The 19,813-nt window shown below is 46.0% G+C and carries 13 protein-coding genes; 8 read left to right on the plus strand and 5 right to left on the minus strand.

Annotated features, from left to right (window positions below):
- Positions 1-195: 195 nt before the first annotated feature.
- Entirely contained in the window at positions 196-1,866 is a 1,671-nt protein-coding gene (gene ettA, locus GWO68_RS11200) for an energy-dependent translational throttle protein EttA (protein ID WP_162346539.1), read from the plus strand.
- 461 nt (positions 1,867-2,327) lie between these two features.
- Here the strand turns inward: ettA and GWO68_RS11205 are convergent, their stop codons facing one another.
- Both GWO68_RS11205 and GWO68_RS11210 read right to left on the minus strand, forming a co-directional pair.
- Entirely contained in the window at positions 2,328-3,899 is a 1,572-nt protein-coding gene (locus GWO68_RS11205; RefSeq protein ID WP_162346540.1) for a serine hydrolase, read from the minus strand.
- Between the two features lie 774 nt (positions 3,900-4,673).
- Entirely contained in the window at positions 4,674-5,645 is a 972-nt protein-coding gene (locus GWO68_RS11210; protein WP_235942029.1) for a zinc dependent phospholipase C family protein, read from the minus strand.
- Between the two features lie 229 nt (positions 5,646-5,874).
- On the opposite strand from GWO68_RS11210, the gene GWO68_RS11215 reads away from it, so the two are divergent.
- Both GWO68_RS11215 and GWO68_RS11220 read left to right on the plus strand, forming a co-directional pair.
- Positions 5,875-6,939: an FUSC family protein gene (locus GWO68_RS11215; protein WP_235942030.1), complete on the plus strand. Its 1,065-nt coding sequence runs from the start codon at positions 5,875-5,877 to the stop codon at positions 6,937-6,939.
- A gap of 151 nt (positions 6,940-7,090) precedes the next feature.
- Positions 7,091-7,699, plus strand: coding sequence for a hypothetical protein (locus GWO68_RS11220; RefSeq protein WP_162346542.1), 609 nt, complete (start codon positions 7,091-7,093; stop codon positions 7,697-7,699).
- A 111-nt stretch (positions 7,700-7,810) separates the two neighbouring features.
- Here GWO68_RS11220 and def read toward each other — a convergent pair whose 3' ends face one another.
- Both def and ruvX read right to left on the minus strand, forming a co-directional pair.
- On the minus strand, positions 7,811-8,380 hold the full coding sequence (gene def, locus GWO68_RS11225; RefSeq protein WP_162346543.1) for a peptide deformylase: 570 nt from the start codon (positions 8,378-8,380) through the stop codon (positions 7,811-7,813).
- Positions 8,377-8,796: a Holliday junction resolvase RuvX gene (gene ruvX, locus GWO68_RS11230; RefSeq protein WP_162346544.1), complete on the minus strand. Its 420-nt coding sequence runs from the start codon at positions 8,794-8,796 to the stop codon at positions 8,377-8,379. Before ruvX ends, def begins: the two co-directional genes overlap by 4 nt.
- Before the next feature lie 367 nt (positions 8,797-9,163).
- On the opposite strand from ruvX, the gene GWO68_RS11235 reads away from it, so the two are divergent.
- The 5 genes from GWO68_RS11235 to GWO68_RS11255 all read left to right on the plus strand — a co-directional run bounded on the left by GWO68_RS11235 (position 9,164) and on the right by GWO68_RS11255 (position 15,810).
- A complete protein-coding gene (locus tag GWO68_RS11235) occupies positions 9,164-10,825 on the plus strand; it encodes a S41 family peptidase (protein ID WP_162346545.1) in 1,662 nt (553 codons plus the stop codon).
- A 71-nt stretch (positions 10,826-10,896) separates the two neighbouring features.
- Positions 10,897-12,099: a homogentisate 1,2-dioxygenase gene (locus GWO68_RS11240; protein ID WP_162346546.1), complete on the plus strand. Its 1,203-nt coding sequence runs from the start codon at positions 10,897-10,899 to the stop codon at positions 12,097-12,099.
- 101 nt (positions 12,100-12,200) lie between these two features.
- On the plus strand, positions 12,201-12,728 hold the full coding sequence (locus GWO68_RS11245) for a hypothetical protein (protein ID WP_162346547.1): 528 nt from the start codon (positions 12,201-12,203) through the stop codon (positions 12,726-12,728).
- A 14-nt stretch (positions 12,729-12,742) separates the two neighbouring features.
- Positions 12,743-13,120, plus strand: a complete 378-nt coding sequence (locus tag GWO68_RS11250; RefSeq protein ID WP_162346548.1) for a co-chaperone GroES — start codon at positions 12,743-12,745, stop codon at positions 13,118-13,120.
- A 182-nt stretch (positions 13,121-13,302) separates the two neighbouring features.
- Complete coding sequence (locus tag GWO68_RS11255) at positions 13,303-15,810, plus strand: DUF5916 domain-containing protein (RefSeq protein WP_162346549.1); 2,508 nt, start codon at positions 13,303-13,305, stop codon at positions 15,808-15,810.
- Positions 15,811-15,936: 126 nt separating this feature from the next.
- Here GWO68_RS11255 and GWO68_RS11260 read toward each other — a convergent pair whose 3' ends face one another.
- Entirely contained in the window at positions 15,937-19,710 is a 3,774-nt protein-coding gene (locus GWO68_RS11260; protein WP_162346550.1) for a S8 family serine peptidase, read from the minus strand.
- Positions 19,711-19,813: the final 103 nt, after the last annotated feature.

Consider the following 19,813-nt stretch of genomic DNA (forward strand, 5'->3'; position numbering starts at 1 on the left):
GCAAAGCAAGTATAAGTATACTAAACCCAACAGTATTTTACAAGTTTAACGATTTCGTGGCAATATTCTGAGGGGTAAATGCATGAAATTTTACGATATTTGTATTTAATCTGAAAACGAAAACGATGGCAGCCTGCTGTTTGAAAAAGCAGATTTGCCACTTTCCGGAACGTATAAACCTGACAGAACGATAGCATGAGCAACGAAAAGATCATTTTCTCGATGGCCGGGGTAAGTAAAGTTTACCCTCCGCAAAAACAAGTACTTAAAAATATTTACCTCTCTTTTTTCTATGGCGCTAAAATTGGCGTGCTGGGTCTTAACGGTTCTGGTAAGTCTAGCTTGCTGAAGATAATTGCAGGAGTTGATAAGCAGATACAGGGCGAAGTAGTCTGGAGCCCGGGTTACACAGTAGGTTACCTGGAGCAGGAACCGCAACTGGACCCAACCAAAACTGTGCGCGAAGTGGTGGAAGAAGGCGTAAGCGAAGTGGTGGCTTTGTTGAAGGAATTTGACGAGATCAACATGAAGTTTGGCGAAGAGATGACTGACGATGAGATGAATAAGCTTATCGAGCGCCAGGGTGTAGTGCAGGAAAAACTGGACCACCACAACGCCTGGGAACTGGACAACCGCCTGGAGCGCGCCATGGACGCCTTAAGAACGCCGCCTGAAGATGCTATAATCGGTAACCTGAGTGGTGGTGAGAAGCGCCGTGTAGCACTATGCCGTTTGCTATTGCAGGAGCCCGATGTACTGTTACTGGATGAGCCTACCAACCACCTGGATGCTGAATCAGTAGACTGGCTGGAGCAGCACTTAAAGCAGTATAAAGGTACCGTAATTGCCGTAACCCACGACCGTTACTTCCTGGATAATGTGGCTGGCTGGATACTGGAACTGGACCGTGGCGAAGGTATTCCGTGGAAAGGTAACTATAGCAGCTGGCTAGAACAGAAATCTAACCGTCTGGCACAGGAAGAAAAGACCGAAAGCAAGCGTCAGAAAACATTACAGCGCGAGTTGGAGTGGGTTAAGATGGCGCCCAAAGCACGCCATGCCAAGTCTAAAGCGCGTATCAGCCAGTATGATAAACTAGCCGGCGAAGATGCCAAACAGAAAGAAGATAAACTGGAGCTATTTATTCCGGACGGCCCGCGTCTGGGTGCTCAGGTTATCGATGCGCACAACATCAGCAAAGCTTATGGTGATAAATTACTGTTCGAGAACCTGAACTTCTCGCTGCCGCAAGGTGGTATAGTTGGTATCATTGGTCCAAACGGTGCTGGTAAAACTACTTTGTTTAAACTGATAACAGGCCAGGAGAAACCAGATGCCGGTGACTTTACAGTGGGCTCTACAGTGCAGATTTCGTATGTAGACCAGGAGCATGCCCAGCTTGACCCTAATAAATCTGTATTCGAGGTGATATCGGGTGGTACGGAGCACATGATGATGGCTGGACGCCAGGTAGTTTCCCGGGCTTATGTAAGCAAATTTAACTTTACGGGAGGCGACCAGGAAAAGAAAGTAGCCAACCTGTCGGGTGGTGAGCGAAACCGTGTGCACCTGGCTATGACGCTGAAAGAAGGCGGAAACTTGCTGCTACTCGATGAGCCAACCAACGACCTGGACGTGAACGCGATCCGTGCGCTGGAAGATGCCCTGGAGAACTTTGCAGGTTGCGCTGTAATCATCTCACACGACCGTTGGTTCCTTGACCGTATCTGTACGCACATCCTGGCCTTTGAAGGCGACTCGCAGGTTTGCTGGTTTGAAGGTAACTACACCGATTACGAAGAGAACAAGAAGAAGCGCATGGGCGATGTTGAGCCAAAGCGTATCCGTTATAAGAAGCTGGTATAAAACAGTTTTATATACTTTATAAAAAAGGCTTGTTGCAGATTTTGCAGCAAGCCTTTTTCTTTTTCATCGCCTGAGATCAAGCCAATTAAATGAATTCTTATTTAACCTGAGCAACTATAAAAAAAGCTGTTTTTAGGTCTTAAATTGAATTTTTTAAATTAAATATTGTTTGTTTTTGGGTTATTTTATCTTGTGTTAACAAATCGGTAACAACGCTCGTAGCCTATAATACAAAGACAGCCAAAGGGATAAATCAGTGTTTAACGATTAAAGGTTGTTTATGATGAAAAATGTTTACCACAATCAAGATGAGTTAGCTTACTGGATCATTGCAGGATACTTCGCAGTTGTTGGAGTAGTGGCAATGCTGGTTTCTTAAGTTAATCGTTCCTTAACGGAAACACAAAAGCCGCACCCGTAAGTGCGGCTTTTGTGTTTATAGTTACCTGTAAGGTTATTAGTTACTTTACACGCTCAAACTTCAGCTCATCAAAGTGGAAATCCGGGTTGTCAGAATCTATGCGCATCTGGCTTATAGTTCCGTCCGGGCCAACTAAGAACCGCACTTTTGTAGGTGTCAGCAATGCGAAATCGTTTTTCCAGTCCAGGTCAAAAATATCGTGCTGCCAGTGGGTAAGCGTACCTCCTAATGCCTGCGCTGGTACCAACTGTAGATCCAGTTTGCCGTCTTTTATAGTTACAGTAGCATTACCGTATAGCTGGCTGTAGTAGGTGCCCGTATAAGCGCTCAGGTCCATGGTTGGTTTGCTTTTGCGCTTTTTCTCTTTCGGGGCTTTGGCTTGCGTTTCGGCTTGTGCTTTTTTCGCTTTTGCCATCATATCCAACGTAACCTGGCTCCAGTCTTTGCCATGCTGCACACCAAAAAACTGGTCTAAGGTATAGTTGGCAATCGGTGTCATAATGCTGCTCATGCTGTTAGTCAATATCACGATGCCCAGTTTCTCTTCAGGAGCCAGTACGGTACGGCTGTTCATGCCCTCGTGTCCGCCACCATGGTATACCAGTTTGCGGCCTTCGTAATCGCTCACAAACCAACCCAGGCCTGCTGCACTAAAGTGGGTAGAAGGCATAAACTCTTCAGAGCCTTTAGACACAGGCATGGGGTTGTGGGCCTGCCACATATGGCGGCTGGCATTTTCGCTGAAAATCTTTTTGCCGTTATAGGTACCGCGGTTCAGTTGCAGGCGCATCCACTGGGCCTGCTGGGTTACGCTGGTAAAAATGCCGGCAGCCGGATTCCAGTTGTCCCAGGCGGTAAGGATGGTAGCTACTGGTTTACCCTCTTTATCAAAACCGTGCGGTGAAGCTACATTCTGCACCCCTTTCAGGTCGTTTACCGAAGTATAAGAACGGGTCATGCCCAGTGGCTGGAAGAAGGTTTCTTTTATATAGTTTTCCCAGGTCTTGCCAGTTACATTTTCAATCACTTCACCAGCGGTTATAAACATCAGGTTAGAGTAGCCATAACCATCCCGGAAACCATAATCGGGCTCCAGGTACTGCATTCTCCGGATAATTTCTTCGCGGCTATAGTTGGTGTTGTACCAAAGCAGGTCGCCGCCAAATGTTCTAAGCCCTGCACGGTGGCTTAGTAAGTCTTCTATAGTCAGGTTTTCGGTAACGTATGGCGAATACATTTTCAGGTATGGGATGTACTTATTTACCTTGTCTGTCCATTTTATTTTGCCAGCATCAACTAGGGTTGCCAGCGCAGCCGAAGTATAGGCTTTGGAGTTAGACGCGATTCCGAAAAGTGTATTGGCATCTACTTGCCCGCCTGTTTTGTTGTTAAGTACGCCATAGCCTTTGGCAAATATTACTGAGTCGTTTTTAACGATAGCAATAGCCATTCCCGGCACATCCCAGTCTTTTAAAGCTTTTTGGTAGTAAGCATCGAGTTTGGCTATAGTTGCGGCATTATTGTTTTTCTGAGCCAGGGCAGGCTGCAATATAAAGCACAGCAACAGGCTCAGTAGCAGGAAACTTCTGCGCAAAGTAGTCAGGTTGTTCATAAGGTTTAATAGTATTTTTAAGGTGTAGCAATATAGGGTTTTTTAGATTGTAAGGGAAATCAGGGGTAGTGTCATTTTGAGGGTAGTGAGATCTGTTTTTTTATGAACTAGCAATGTGTCCAGCTTTTGCTAGAGCCTAATACTATAGTTGAACATTTGTCATTTCGACGCAAGGAGAAATCTGTACCAGCTTTTAGTTAATTATAGTTGCATCTTGAGCCAAGCTATACTTTCAAATTTCCTCTAATCCTGGGAGCTTTACCTACCCATCGTTTCAAATGAGCTTTGGTGCCCTCACGGCCGGGAGGCCCCGTCTTCGGGCATCGCGCTGCTGCCTTCTTGCTATCCTCGTTCCTCGGATTGGCTCACGCCACCGCAACAAGTCAAAGGCGCTCAACCCAAAGACTGCTATCTTTCTATTATGTTCCTCTGTCTATAGTTTGATAGTATAAGCTTCGAGATTGATCGTGGGTATAGTTTCGTAGGAACAGGTCGCGACCTGTCCGCCTCATGGACTATAACTATGAATCTATACAGTCAACTATAATTATAGCCAAAAAATCCCCTCTTGAGAGGGGCAGGGGTGTGTTATAGCAAAGGCTTCACGCATCTCGTCACAAGATCCTTCCAGGATGACAAATAAAGTAGTAGTAGCAGTAAAAACTCCCTCTCCTGTATTGGGGGTAGGAACCCTCTTCAAAAGGAGAGGGCTGGGGTGAGGTTAAATCCTGCTAATCCATTAATCCTGCAAATCCTGATTCAGACAAGCTTACTCTAATTCCCTTCCTCTCTTGGTTTGTGCGGGCCGGTTTCGTAGTCTTTTTTCTCCATTTCCAGGCGGTGCAGTTCTTCGGGGGTAAGGGAAGTGGCGAGTGTGCCTAAATTTGGTTGTCCGGCATCTACCCAGGCGGTATACCAAAAGCTGGCAACGGTTTGTATCGCTAAGCGCATTTGCCGCTCTACCTGGCCGTTCAGCTTTTTACTATAGGCTTCCGAAAATTCGCGGGAGTAAACACGGGTGGTCAGGTTATTTCGCAGTTCAAAGCCGTATTTTTTCTCCTCATCAAAAGCTATAGTTAACTGGCGCTCAAAACTCAGCACAGAATCAAGGGCTATGTGGGCGCTGGCAACCAGGTCCCAGGCCCGCAGCTGCGGATTAGTAATGTACTGTGCAGGACCTACAAAAAAGTCATAGTTATCTGAAAACAGTTCCGGCAACCGCGACTCCCAGAAGCCATGTATCCCGCGCTGATCGGTAAGTTGCCCGTTATAGTTGCTGGTGGTGTGCAGCGGCACGCAGGCATCTGCAATGTAATGGCCCAGGTCAGACGACACCCGGAGTATTTTGTCCAGGTTCCGTTCTTTAAACGCCTGCGTAAGCTGATACTTCATAAAATTGATGTGCCAGGGCACAATGCCAAACGCCATTAAGGTGTCTTCGGTAAACTTTTCGACGGCGGGCTGCCAGTAACGTGGTAATTTATACAGGGCGCTGTCGCCATACTCGTCTAAGTCAATGTAGTGGCGCGGAGCTTCGCCTTCTACTGCGTAACGGCGCTTGTCGGGGTTAACGGCGTTCTCGGTAATGTAACGGATGTGTTTCTTGTAAAATCCGACCATTTCGGGAGGTAAGGCAAACACAGCCAGCCGGTTAATACGCTGGTGTGCGTAAAATCCCCAACTATAGCTATGCAAGGGCAGCAGCAAAGCAAACAGCACAAATACAGTTGTTATAGTTCGGGCCATACATGCCCTGTACGCAATAAAACGATAAGTTGGTTTATAACCATTGCCTGGCTAATCGCTAAATTATTTATGCTTTTCTGAACTATAGTTAAACACCCGTTCAGGTTTTGCCTGCCATACCAGTATAGTTAATGCTGAAAAATTTTACGGATGATTTTAATCATCTAATGTAAATAGCTTAACCTATACCTTTGAGATTAGTTAAATAATTGAATCTACGGTTAAAAATATGGCAGAAATGCTGAAGCAGCTTCTCGAATTTAAACAGACAGACCGCAAGTGGCATTTGCCGGTGCTGGCTGGCCTGTGTGTGGGCCTACCTGTATTGGCAGGCTACTTTACTGATAACCTGCAGGATGGTAAACTGGTTTCGATGGCAGCTTTGGTTATTTTGTACATCCAATCCCAAAGTATAGCCCGCCGCATGATCGTGCTGATGGCAAGCTCATTCGGAATTATGGTGTCGTATGCGGTGGGAGCTTTGTTTGGCTTTAACCCGGTGGTGGCTTCTTTGGTGCTGGGCCTGTATGCTTTTACAGTGCACCTGGTGCTTTATTACCTTAAAATGGTACGTCCGCCAGGTAACTTCTTTTTTATCATGATCGCGTCGGTTGCCATATCCTTGCCGCATAACTTGGAAACTGTTCCGCATAAAATAGGGCTCGTGGGCATCGGAACGATGATCTCGTGCCTGCTAGGGCTGGTTTATAGTTTGGTAACCTTAAGAAATACCAATGCTGCTGATGAAGTTATAACCGTGACCAAAAACCAGTACATCAATTTTGTAGAGTCAGTTACGTTCGGGTTTTTTGTGGGTGTTTCGTTGCTTATTGCCCATTTATTTGAGCTGGATACGCCTTACTGGGTGCCAACCTCTTGCGCAGCTGTAATGCAGGGGATTAGCGCTACCCATATTTGGCAACGTAGTGCGCAGCGTGTGTTGGGTACATTTATAGGGCTGGTATTAACGTGGTTTATATTGTTGCTAAACCCATCTATGCTCGTCATTACCTTGGGCATCATCTTGCTGCAGATAATTGTGGAGTTTCTGATCGTGCGCAACTATGGTATTGCGGTTGTTTTCATCACGGTGCTTACCATATTCCTGGCAGAAACCGGTACAGCTTTAACTATAAACCCAAGTGAGTTAATACAAGCCCGCTTTTTCGATATTTTAACCGGCAGTATAATTGGAGCGATAGGTGGCTGGATTTTATTCAACGAAAGGCTGCAGTTTATAGCGACAAGGCAGATCCGCAAAACAAGGATATCGTTGGTGAGGCGAAAGTTATAGGTTAGGTTATACTTGAAGAGTAGTGAAACTATAGTTAATTGATAATTACTATATTTGATAAGCAGCTACTCCTGCTATCTACCGTATTTGGCAGATAGTAGGAGTAGGTACTCCAGATATCCAATAGTTATAACCAATTTTAGATACAAAAATGAAATCAAACTTTTTACTTTTAGCCCTATCAATGTTTAGTTTTAGTGCGCTTGCACAGTCAAACGAGCCAGTTCAATCAAAAGAGTTGGTAAGTATGACGAAGCTTGAAATAGGACTCCAAGGAATTGGAGTAGGCTATGAAGTGCCGTTTAGCGATAAGTGGTCTGTAAACCTAAGTGCTGGTTTGGGGGGCGGATACTCTATTGACAAGAACAGCTATGCCAACGGGTTCAACAGTACGTTCATCCTCAAAGAGCCTGTGGCTTATTTTAGGTCTGAGTTCAAATATACCTATAACCGAGATAAAAGAGCTACTAAGTCAAAGTCTTTACTAAACAACGCGGGTAATTACGTTGCCTTTCAGACTAAGTACACCACAGCCAGAGTTTTCGAAAACAACGAGTGGAATCAGCTAAATAATCCCCTGAATAGAACTTTACTGAATGAAGTACATTGGGGCATGCAAAGGCCTCTTGGACAGAAGTTTCTTTATAATCTTCACCTAGGTTTAGGTTATGCAGCTGACTTTGATTTTAAAAATAGCCAAATTTATCCAGCGGCGGGACTTCAATTTGCCTACGTAATTTCTAAAAACAAAAGGTTATAACCATACCCATAAGCCAGCTACGCCGCCTTATGGCTAAGTCCGTTAAAAGAAACCAAACCGGCCTGCTATAAAACTATAGCAGGCCGGTTTTTATACTTCTAAACTATAAATCTAGCGGCGCTTATCGGCAGCCGGGAACTTCATTTTATAGTCGGCGTCTACTTCGCCTTTCGATATTTTGGTCAGCTTATTTTTGATCAGGCGCTTTTTCAGGCCGTTCAGGTGGTCTGTAAACAGGATGCCTTCAATGTGGTCGTACTCGTGCTGGATAACGCGGGCAGTCATGCCATCATAGGTATCGGTGTGTTCGTTCCATTCTTCATCAAAATAGCGGATAACAATGCGCTCCGGGCGGTACACGGTTTCGCGGACACCTGGTATACTTAAACAGCCTTCTTCAAAGCCCCACTCTTCACCGTCTTCTTCCAGTATCTCAGCGTTAATAAAGGCTTTCTTCACACCTTTTCCTTCATCTTCGTCGTCCATCATCGGCTCCGAATCTATCACGAACAAACGAATAGCTTTCCCGATTTGTGGTGCTGCCAGGCCAACGCCGTGTGCATGGTACATGGTGGTAAACATGTCATCTACCAGTTCTTTCAGGTTCGGAAAATCCTTTGGCAGGTCGTCTGCTTCCTTTTTTAGTACAGGGTCGCCGTAGGCTACAATAGGGTAAATCATAATATGTTTTTGCTCTCTAAATACGATTGTAAAATAATGGCGGCGCTCACACGGTCTACAGTGCCTTTGTCCTGACGGTCTTTCTTTTTAAGGCCGCCGGCCAGCATGGCAGCCTGTGCCATTTTAGAAGTAAACCGCTCGTCTATAGTATGCACCGGTATAGTTGGGAACTCCCGCTGCAGAATACGCATAAACCCAACCACATGCTGTGTGGCATCCGAATCTTCGCCGGAAAGACGGCGCGGCATACCTATAACTATAGCCTCTACAGGCTCGCGCTGCACATAGGTTTTCAAGTAAGCAAGCGCATCTTTGGAGTGTACCGTATCCAGCGGATTGGCCGCAATCTGCAGTACATCCGTAACGGCTATGCCAACGCGTTTTGTTCCGTAATCAATTGCCAGTATCCTGCCCATAGTATGCATTTGCACCACAAAGGTAAGTATTTAATTGCTGATTGTTACTTGTTGATTGTTTGGAGATTTAATTGCTGAATTGCTGTAATGTCAGGTTGCTGAAGGATTAATTGCTAAATGGTTGGCTCAACTATAGTTTATGAAGCAAATTGTTTATCTCTATAGCGCTTTAACTTTCTAACCTTCTAACTTCCCAACTTTCTAACTTAATCAACTCCTAAATTATAACACCGGCTGTAGTAGTGTGGCAAAACGCAACCCTGTTAAATTTGTACTTGTATAGATAAGTAGCCCTTCCGTATATTGAAGCGTAATTGGTAGTGCGGCTTGGTATTTGAGCGGATACTACACAGACACACAAAGAACTATGAGTAAAATAGAGCACAGCGAAGAAAGGAAAAGCATCCGCAATTCGCCTATTCAGATAAAACTGCCGCTTTTTATTGCACTGGCCATGGCAGCCGGCGTCCTGATCGGGGCAAACACGTTTTCGCCATCTACTACCAATCCGCAGGATACTGCCAAAAGCTACCTGAAGTTCCGGGATATACTCAGTTACATAGACCGCGACTATGTAGACACCGTGGATATAGAAGCACTGACAGACCACGCTATAACCGAAATGCTGGAGAAACTGGATCCGCACACTTCCTATATTCCGGCTAAAGATATGGCTATGGCCCGCTCGTACCTCGAAGGCGATTTTGAAGGTATAGGAGTGGAGTTTAATATTTTTAATGACACCATTTATGTAATTACACCACTTAGCGGAGGCCCGTCGGAGGCAGCGGGTATACTGGCCGGTGATAAGATCATAAAAGTAGATAACGAGAATGTTGCTGGCACGGGCATTACTAACGAAGGCGTATTTAAGCGACTGCGTGGCAAAAAAGGCTCTAAAGTTAATTTAAGTATACAGCGCGGCACCAACCCCAAGCTACTGCCCTTTACCATACAGCGCGACAAGATACCAACCGTGTCGGTGGATGTGAGCTACATGGTAAATGACAAGACCGGATATATTAAAGTGAGTCGCTTCTCGGCCAATACATTCGAAGAGTTTAAGCAGGCACTTTCCGGGCTTAAAAAGAAAGGCATGAACCAACTGATACTGGACCTGCGTGGCAACCCCGGCGGCTACATGGACCACGCCACCCGCATGGCCGATGAGTTTTTGGCTGGTAATAAGTTGCTCGTTTATACCGATGGCAAAGGCACGCGTTATGATTCTAAAAGTTTTGCCCGCACCAAAGGCGATTTCGAGAATGGTCCTCTAATTATATTGCTGGATGAAGGCAGTGCATCGGCATCAGAGATCGTGGCCGGTGCCATACAGGACAACGACCGCGGTCTTATAGTTGGGCGCCGTTCGTTTGGTAAAGGACTGGTGCAAATGCCGATACCGCTGAACGATGGCTCTGAACTGCGCTTAACTATATCCAGGTACTATACACCAAGCGGGCGCTCTATCCAGAAATCGTATACCAACGGCACCGAAGAGTATGAAAAAGATATGCTGAACCGGCTGGAGCACGGCGAGTTCTTCCACCCGGATAGTAGTTTGTTTGTAGATTCGCTGAAGTATAAAACAGCAAAAGGGCGTGTAGTATATGGCGGCGGCGGTATTATGCCCGATGTGTTTGTGCCACGCGATACCACAGCTTTCTCAGAGTACCTGAGCCAACTATACAACAAAAATGTGCTGCGCGAATATGCCCTGGCTTACTACAAAAATAACCAGAAACAACTGGAAAAGATGAGCTTTGCACAGTACAAAAAATCGTTTGAAGTAACAGACAAAATGCTGCAGGACATGGTGAAACTGGCCGGTAAAAATGAGGTAACATACAACGCCGAACAGTTTAACCGTTCTAAAAGCCTGATCCGCAACAACCTGAAAGCCTTTATTGCGCGCAGCGTGTATGGCAATGCCGGTTTCTTCCCGGTACTGCACGAGTCCGACGAAGAGTTTCAGGCAGCGCTTAAGCAGTTTGGTAAAGCCCAGAAGCTGGCAAAAGGCGGCGTATAAAAGCACTGTCGCGGATATTTGTACATTTGTAAAGATTACACCAGTTTTAACTATAAACGTAGCTTTAACGCATGCCATTTTATTATAAACTGGGAGAGATCCCGCAAAAAAGACATACACAATTCCGGCAGCCGGATGGCAGTTTATATGCCGAGCAGCTAGTGGGCACGCTGGGCTTCAGTGGCGTTTCATCGTTGCTGTATCACATAAATCCGCCTACCAAAATAAGCCGCATAGACGAGCCGGTGCCGTTTAAACCAACTATAGCCGAAGGTACAAAGCTGGCACCGCACCACCTGCGCACATTAAACATTGAAACGACCGGTACCGATTACCTGGATGCCCGCAAAACCGTGCTGCTCAACAACGATGTAGATATCAGTATCTGCAACCCGAGCGAGCGCGAAATGAACTACTACTATAAAAATGCAGCCAGCGACGAAGTAGTTTTTGTGCACGATGGCTCCGGCGACCTGCTCACCCAGATGGGGCGCATCCCGTTCAAGCCCGGCGATTACCTGGTAATTCCGCGCACGGTTATCCATAAATTCCGGTTCGATGAAGGGCAGGTAAGACTGCTGATTATAGAAAGCCATAGCCCTGTTGAAACGCCGCGCCGTTACCGCAATCACTTTGGCCAGTTGCTGGAGCATTCGCCGTTCTGTGAGCGCGACATGCGCCCGCCGGTAGAACTTATCACCGAAACCGAAAAAGGCGAATACCGTGTGCAAATCAAAAAAGAAGGCTACCTGCACCAGTATTACTATGAGTTCAGCCCGTTTGATGCCGTGGGTTGGGATGGGTATTTCTTCCCGTATGCATTCTCGATCTATGATTTTGAACCGATAACCGGCCGCATCCATCAGCCACCTCCCGTGCACCAGACCTTCGAGGCGCATAACTTTGTAATTTGTTCATTTGTGCCAAGGCTGTTCGATTACCACCCGCTGGCTATTCCGGCGCCATACAATCACTCTAACGTAGACTCTGACGAGGTGCTATACTACGTGGAAGGGGACTTTATGTCGCGCAAAGGCGTAGATAGGGCATCGTTTACGATACATCCGGGTGGTATTCCACATGGTCCGCACCCAGGCACGGTAGAGGCAAGCATCGGCAAAAAAGAAACGCATGAATATGCCGTAATGATTGATACCTTTAAGCCTTTGCTCCTGACGAAATATGCTGTAAACCTGATGGACAAAAATTACCCGATGAGCTGGAGCGAAGACCACCCAACCAACGGTCCGCGCCCAGCTGATATGATGGATTAATGCAATTAAATTTTTGTAAATTGCGGCAGGAGAGGCGGTTTATACTTGCAATTCCTGTCGCATTTATATTTTATATGTTTTCTGTTAAACCTTATTACAATATGAAACGCATACTTTTTGTTTTTGCAGTTCTTTTAACTTTTGCCACAGTAGTAGCCTGCGATACCATCGACGATCTGCTTACTTTTTATATAAACGAGGAAGCAACAATAGTTGTAGAATCTAACTTCCCGATAGGCCTGGTGGCTTTTGACCCTGTAACAGTGCCTACCAACTCCGAAGCTACTTTTAAGAATAACAAGACCCGTGCGGAGCTGGTAAAAGATGTTACCCTCGATAAACTAACCTTAACTATACCTGAATCCGAAGGTGCGGATTTTGATTTCCTGAAAAGTATAGAGATCTACATTGAAGCCGATGGCCTGGACGAAGTGCGTGTAGCTTACCTGGAAGAGGTGCCGATGGATGTGAAAACACTGAACATGCGCCTGACCAATGCCAAGCTAGACGAATACCTTAAAAAAGATAGCTACACCATACGTACCAGTGCTGTGCTGCGCAATACCGTTGTAAAAGATGTAAGCATTAACGCAGCCATGCGCTTTAAAGTAACCGCCGACCCTATTTAATGCAGCCACTGTCCATGAGAATATCGGAAAAGAATAAGCTGGAAAAGATCATTATAGTTGGCGACCGGGTGCTTATAAAACCAAAATCATCGCGGGAGCAAACCAAGAGTGGGTTGTATTTGCCACCAGGCGTGCAGGAAAAAGAGAAAGTGCAGGAAGGCTACATTATGCGCGTTGGCCCCGGCTACCCTATACCCGCCGACTATAGTTTTGATGAAGAAGACTGGGACGAAGACAAAGATGACGTGCGCTACATACCGTTGCAGGCCAAAGAAGGCGACCTGGCCATATACCTGCAGCGCGACGCTGTAGAAATAAACTATATCGGCGAAAAGTATTTTATAGTTCCGCAGTCGGCAGTGCTGATGCTGGTGCGCGAAGAAGACCTATAGTTTATACTTCTGTTAAAACTGGAAGCCATGCCGCTGAGGCATGGCTTTTTTATTTTAGAATTTTCTGCTGCCTAAGCAACCATTTACAGGTTTGCTACATCTTTATCTCATTAAGGTTATACTTGGCCGCAATAAGCGATTACCTTTGCACTTTAGAATAAACATTACGCGCACATACTACTATGAAAAAAAGTTTACAAGCAGCTTTGTTGCTGGTTTTTTGCTGTTTACTATCTTTCCTGCCGGGCACGCACGCGGTGGCGCAATCAGCTAAACAACCGCAGCCCACTGCTCCTAAAAAAGAACTCTCAGCATTACGGGTAACCGCTACTCCTAAAATAGATGGGGTACTTGATGAGCCGGAATGGCAGCAGGCCCAGATCGGGACAGACTTTATCCAGAACAGGCCAAACCCGGGCCCAAAAGAAAAATACCCGACACAAGTAAAAGTAATGTATGATGATGCCGCCATCTACATTGGTGCCGTAATGCAGGAAGTGTCGCCTGACAGTATCTTTAAAAGTTTGAGCGGCCGTGACGACACTGGTAATGCCGACTGGTTTGGTGTCTTTCTGGATACATACAATGACGAAATTAATGGTTACGGCTTTTTTGTAACACCCGCAGGTGTGCAGTTAGACTCCCGTTATTCCTCGAATGGCGAAGACTTTAGCTGGAACGCGGTGTGGGAAAGCAATGCAACAATACAAGGCAGCAGCTGGGTGGTTGAAATGAAGATACCTTATTCTGCTATCCGTTTCAGTGAGCGACCAGAACAGCTGTGGGGCCTAAACTTTATGCGTAACCGCCAGGCCCGCCGTAAAGGCTATTTCTGGAACCACGTAGAGCCCTCTAAAGACGGTTTCGTAAACCAGTGGGGTTTGTTAAAAGGCATTAAAGAAATAACACCACCTGTGCGCTTGTCCTTTACGCCTTATGTTTCGGCCAATGCCGAACGCTTCCCGACTGGCGCAAGCGAAGGCGCAGGCGAAAAATATAAAGAAGACGTTAAGTTTAGCGGTGGCATGGACCTGAAGTATGGCATCAGCGATGCGTTTACCCTGGATATGACCCTGATCCCGGATTTCAGCCAGGTAAAATCAGATAACCAGGTGCTTAATCTTTCACCGTTCGAGATTCAGTATAACGAGAACCGTCCATTTTTTATGGAAGGTACAGAGCTGTTTAATAAAGGCAATTTTCTGTACTCCAGGAGGATAGGCGCTAGGCCTATACATTTCTACGATGTTCAGAGAGACTTGCCCGAACATACGGTAATAAAGGAAAACCCTGGTGCAACTAAAATGATAAACGGTACCAAGGTATCGGGCCGTACCAAATCCGGGCTTGGTGTAGGGGTATTTAACGTAGTGGTGGGGCGTGCATATGCCACCTTGCGCGATACCATTACCGGCGCCGAGTTTGAGCGCGAAACCCAGCCCCTTACAAACTATAACGTAACCGTACTGGACCAGACCCTGAAAAACAACTCCTACGTAACGTTTGTAAACACCAATGTTATGCGACAGGGCAGTACCTACGATGCCAACCTGAGCGCCTTTCTGTTCAGGTTAAATACAAAAGGAAACAAGTACGCGATAGATGGCAAGGTTGCGCTTAGCCAGCAATACCATACCGATGATACCAAATTAGGCTATACTTACTCGATAGGTGCAGGCAAAACCAGTGGTAATTTTACCTATAACTTAAACCATACTATAAAATCAGATACCTATAACCCCAACGACTTAGGTATAAATTTTCAGGATAACCTGATTGAAGAGAACCTTTATCTGCAGTACAACATTTACCAACCCTTCTGGAAACTGCTGAACATGAACAGTAGCATCGGGGCGGTCTATTCGCAGCGCTACGATACCGGCGACTTTCAGAATTTCTTTATCTATAGTAACCTGAATGCAACGTTTAAGAATTTTGTGAATGCAGGTTTATTCGCTAACCTGGAGCCTGTTAAAACCTATGACCACTATGAAGCCCGCGTACCTGGCTGGTTTTATGAGTACCCTAGAAACTATAGTGCAGGAGGGTATATCTCTACCAACTATAGTAAAAAGTTTGCCCTTGATATAAGTGCTGATTACCGCTGGTTTGATGAGAATGATCGCCAGAATTTTGGTTTCTCTATTTCGCCACGTTTCCGCCCTAACGATAAACTGCTGCTTCTGTATAGTTTCTCAAATGGTTTGAGAGTAAGTGAAGTTGGTTTTGCGGATATGCATGAAGGAAAGATCATCTTCGGGACACGCGACGTTGACAATGTATCGAACAGTGTGGAGCTACAATATGTGTTTAATAACAAAATGTCGCTTAACCTGCGGGCATGGCATAACTGGTCAAAAGCTGAGTTTGAGACTTTTTACGAGCTGCTTGATAACGGTAAGCTGGTTCCTTCAGATTTTAAAAAGGAAAACGCCTCCGTAGCGCTTGACAAAAATTTCAACTCTTTTAACATGGACCTGGAGTATTCGTGGTGGTTTGCACCGGGTAGCCAGTTATCCATTGTGTTCAAAGACGCGTTCTTGGAATATGGCGACACTCTTAAGCCACGCTATTTCGATAACATAAACCACACGTTCAGCTCACCGCAGTCTAACATGCTTTCGGTTAAGCTGCTCTACTACATCGATTACCTGACCGTGAAGAATAAACTAACCAAAAGCAAAGTATAATCTATAGTTAGTACGCATAAGTAGCTATAGTTTACACTTCCGGATTTTTTGAAAACGATTATATGTAACTAAAAAGGCTCTGATAATTCAGAGCCTTTTTGTTTGGGTTATAGTTTATAGTTTGGTTTAGCGCTGTATCACTATTCGTTTCACAATCACTTCATCATTCTTCTGTATGCGAACCATGTATATGCCTGATGCTACCCCGGCAAGGTTTACCTGTGCTTCGTACTGGCCGTTATAGTTGCTTATTTCGCCTGTACGCAGGGTATTGCCCAGCATATCGTGCACAGCAAATGTTACCACATCTTTAAGTTCCAATTCGCCTTCCAGGGTAAATAAGCCGTCGGCGCTTGGGTTCGGGTATACTATAAACTCCTTGCCAAGTATAGTTTTCCCGGCTTTATGTACAAAGTTATAGTTTACTGCCTTTTCTGATAAGCAACCGTCTTTCTGCACTTCAACTGTATAAACACCGCTTTCGGTTGGCTCCAATACCTGTGCTGTTGCCCCTACTATGGCGGTGCCATTACGGTACCACTGGTTACCTTCTGCTGCGCTGGAGTGTAACTTATGGCCTTCGCGGGTCACTATAGGTTGGGTTAACGGTGTAGCACCTTTTATTTGTACCTGCACACGGTTGCTTGGGCAACCAAGGGCTTTCACCTTAAGGTCGTAGAAATAATAGTAGTAGGTATTGGTGTTGGTAGTAGCAGAGTTGCCTGTAATCTGGAACACATTCGGTATGCCCATCGGGTAAGGTACAGCAGACTCGTTGTTTCGGTAAATAGTAGCTCCGTCTTCGTAATCGATCGCAATTCTGTAGTCGCCGGCAGCAGGTAATACCAATCCCAGGTAGTAAACTTCCCCTTGGTCTGCAGGGTCATTTTCTACTGGTCCTGCAGCTTCGGTGGTGCGGGTAGCTGTTACGTTCAGTGTTTTTACAGATACGGCAGCGTTGTCCTGGTTAAACACCGTGAACGTTATTTTGCCACTATGTCCGATATAAAGACGAGCTGTTTCCAGCATCATTGGTGCCGAAGCTTTTACATACACATCCGGGTCAAATGCATTATAGCCGCCCTTGCTTAGGTCGTTTTTAGTTTTGTATCCTACAGTGCTGCTAAAATCGTTAAGGGCAGCAAACATAGTAGCGCCTACTTTAGATACCGGGTATAACAGTTGGTTGCCGGCAGCCACAGGGTTTGCATCGGTAGCTGCGTTGTACCAGTAAATAGTGCCGTTGCCAGTACCTGTTAACGAGAAATTAGGATCGTTGCCGCAACGGAAAACAGAAGCCTGTGGCGCAGCTTCGGGGTTGCCTACCGAGAAACTAAAGCTTGCTTCATTATTGCTGGTTTGTACATCGCCCTGCAGTGTTGCCAAGCCAGTTAGCTCATATGTTGCGCCGGCTTCGGTAGCAAAAGAGGTAAGGGTAACTTCGCCTACGCGCGATGGATTTATAGTTCCTTTATAAACGCCTGTCAGTTGGGTAAGCTCCGCACCATTTTTACGAACCGTTACTTTTACCGGTATGTTGCTTTGCGGTAGCATGCCGTTGTTACGGATCTTAACCTGAATTGCCTGAGCAGGGTTGGCACATACTGCTTGTGTTGCCGGGGCTACACTTAGCGTAGCCACATCTTTTCCGGGCTTGTTTAGTTGCACCAGGTAGTCCTGCGTTTCGCCTTTGGCATAGCTGCCGCACGGGCTTATAGTTGATGCTTCAGTTGTTTCTGATAACACCACACGCATACGTACTTTATTGCCTGTAGCTACAGTTGCAGGCACAGCGATAGAAGCCGAAATGGTTGTGTTATCAGTTACTACACCTGATGTGGCTACCAATTCGCCTGTATCTTCAAAACTGCCATTCCCGTTCCAGTCTATAAACACTTTAGCCATTTTGGCAGCGTTAGCGGTGCAGGTACCAGGTGTTAAACTTATAGTTTTAGTTTGGCCAGCCTCTAACGCGAATAAGGTCTCTGTAAAATCTGAATACGTAGTGCAGCCTGCCGAGCGCGACGGAGAAATGGTAACGCCGTCAATAGCTATAGTTTCGATAGTAGCGCCCTGGTCTGAAGTAGGAGCAGAGGCACAATAAGCTGCACCACCCACGCCACTGGCTACAATAGAATAGGCTTGCGGACCACGTACTAATGTACCTTTATGCGCGATTTGGATCTTGTATGTTTCGCCTGGTACGGCATTGGCAATAAATACCTGCTCTACGTTATCCAGTTTGTTATCGCCGGTTGTGGCTGCACTTGCCGGACTTTCAGGGGTTAATACCCAGGGCTTATAAGTAGTGTTTTTATGAAGTATACGCAGGTCCAGGTCGTTGATCAGGCGCGGTGTTCTGTTGTTAAGTACATTTGTGTTTACTGCAAGGGGAGTAGCTTCCGGGTCTGTCCAGGCTATAGTTACTACAAGCGGGCCTGCACCAGAGGCAACCACATCAAACGTATACATATCGCCTTGCTGTAGCTGGCGTTCTTCCAGCAGGTGTTTGTAAACCGGTTTTGCCATCGATTTAAAATCAGAAATAACAGCAGCCGCACGGCCCATATTCAGTATTCCCCAGCCAAAAATATAATCGGGTCCAGGGTTAGTGCCGGCTTCATCGGCAGTGTGTATTACGAGCGCCTTAAGTGTGGCTGACCGCATCTTGTTGCCGTTCATTACATTAGCATAATGCTCTTGTAACAGTAACAACGAACCTGATACGTTTGGAGCAGCCATAGAAGTGCCGCTGTAAGTGGCATAAGCATTATCGCTGGTACTGATTGAGGATAGCAGGTCCACGCCATTTCCAACTATATCCGGCTTAATGCGGCCATCATCGGTTGGCCCCCAGCTACTAAACGTAGATATTTTGACATCAGAAGACTGCATATACCCATCAGAGATGGCGTCTACTGCACCAACAGTAAGTATATTTTTAGCATTGCCGTAGGTTGAAATGATATCATAGCCATTGTTGCTACTGATGTTCTCACGCATACTTACCAACTCAAAGGTACCGCTGTTAGTGCGGCGGTAATACGATTCGCCATCTCTTGGGCCTGTTTCGCCACGGTTATTACCAGATGATTTTACCATCAAGTAATAAGGTGCTTCAAAGGCTATTTTATCCCATTGGGCAGCACTGTTGTCGTAATACCCAAACTTATAGTCTTCGGTGGCGCTTACGGCCTGGTAACCCCACCATTCCCAATACGGGTCTACGGGTGTACCTTTCCGGGTAGAGTTATAGCGCCAGCCACTGATAGAACCATACGAGTGGTTTGAAACCAGCAGGTTTGGAGCAGCTGCCGCCATTTCAGATACATCGCTGTTAAAGTCGTAAGCTAAAAGCGATTTGGCAGCGTAGGCCATACCTTTGGCCAGCAGGTTTACGCCGCTTGCTACCATAGTTCCGGCTACGTGAGTTGCATGGTCGCTTGCTTCGGCTGGTGTATCTTTCTGCACAATTCGTCCGGTCAGTTCCTGGTGCGAGCCACGCACACGGCCTCCATCCCAAATAGCCAGTTTATCTTTTACGTTAGAGCCTGCACCACTTAGGGTAAGACCCAACGCACCTCCTGCCCATACCTGGTCGGTACCTACTGTGGCAGCCGCACGTGCATTGTTATCGGTAATAAAATAGATAGGTAGTCCGTTAGTATCAAGGCCCTGCAGGGAAACGTGGCGCCCATCTGGAAACGTTTTTTCCACAACCCAACCATGTTTTTTTGCCAGTTTAAGTGCTTTCGTCCTGTTGGCTTTGTAGTCTTTTGCTGCTGCTGCGGCAAACCTGCCCAGTTCTTTTGTGTTAGTGCGTACTTCCTGTTGTTGGGCAATGGCCGAAGTGGCTGAAGCCAGGGCAACCGCGGTTACCCAAAGGCGTAATCTTCTCATAAAATGGTAAAAGTTGTAGTCGTGTGTGCTTTAAAGTTAAACTAAAAGCGCTTTAAAGCCAAAGCAGTTCAGGCGTTGTTATAATAAAAATTAGATGTTATAA

The organism is Pontibacter fetidus, from assembly GCF_010119545.1.
Taxonomy (GTDB): domain Bacteria; phylum Bacteroidota; class Bacteroidia; order Cytophagales; family Hymenobacteraceae; genus Pontibacter; species Pontibacter fetidus.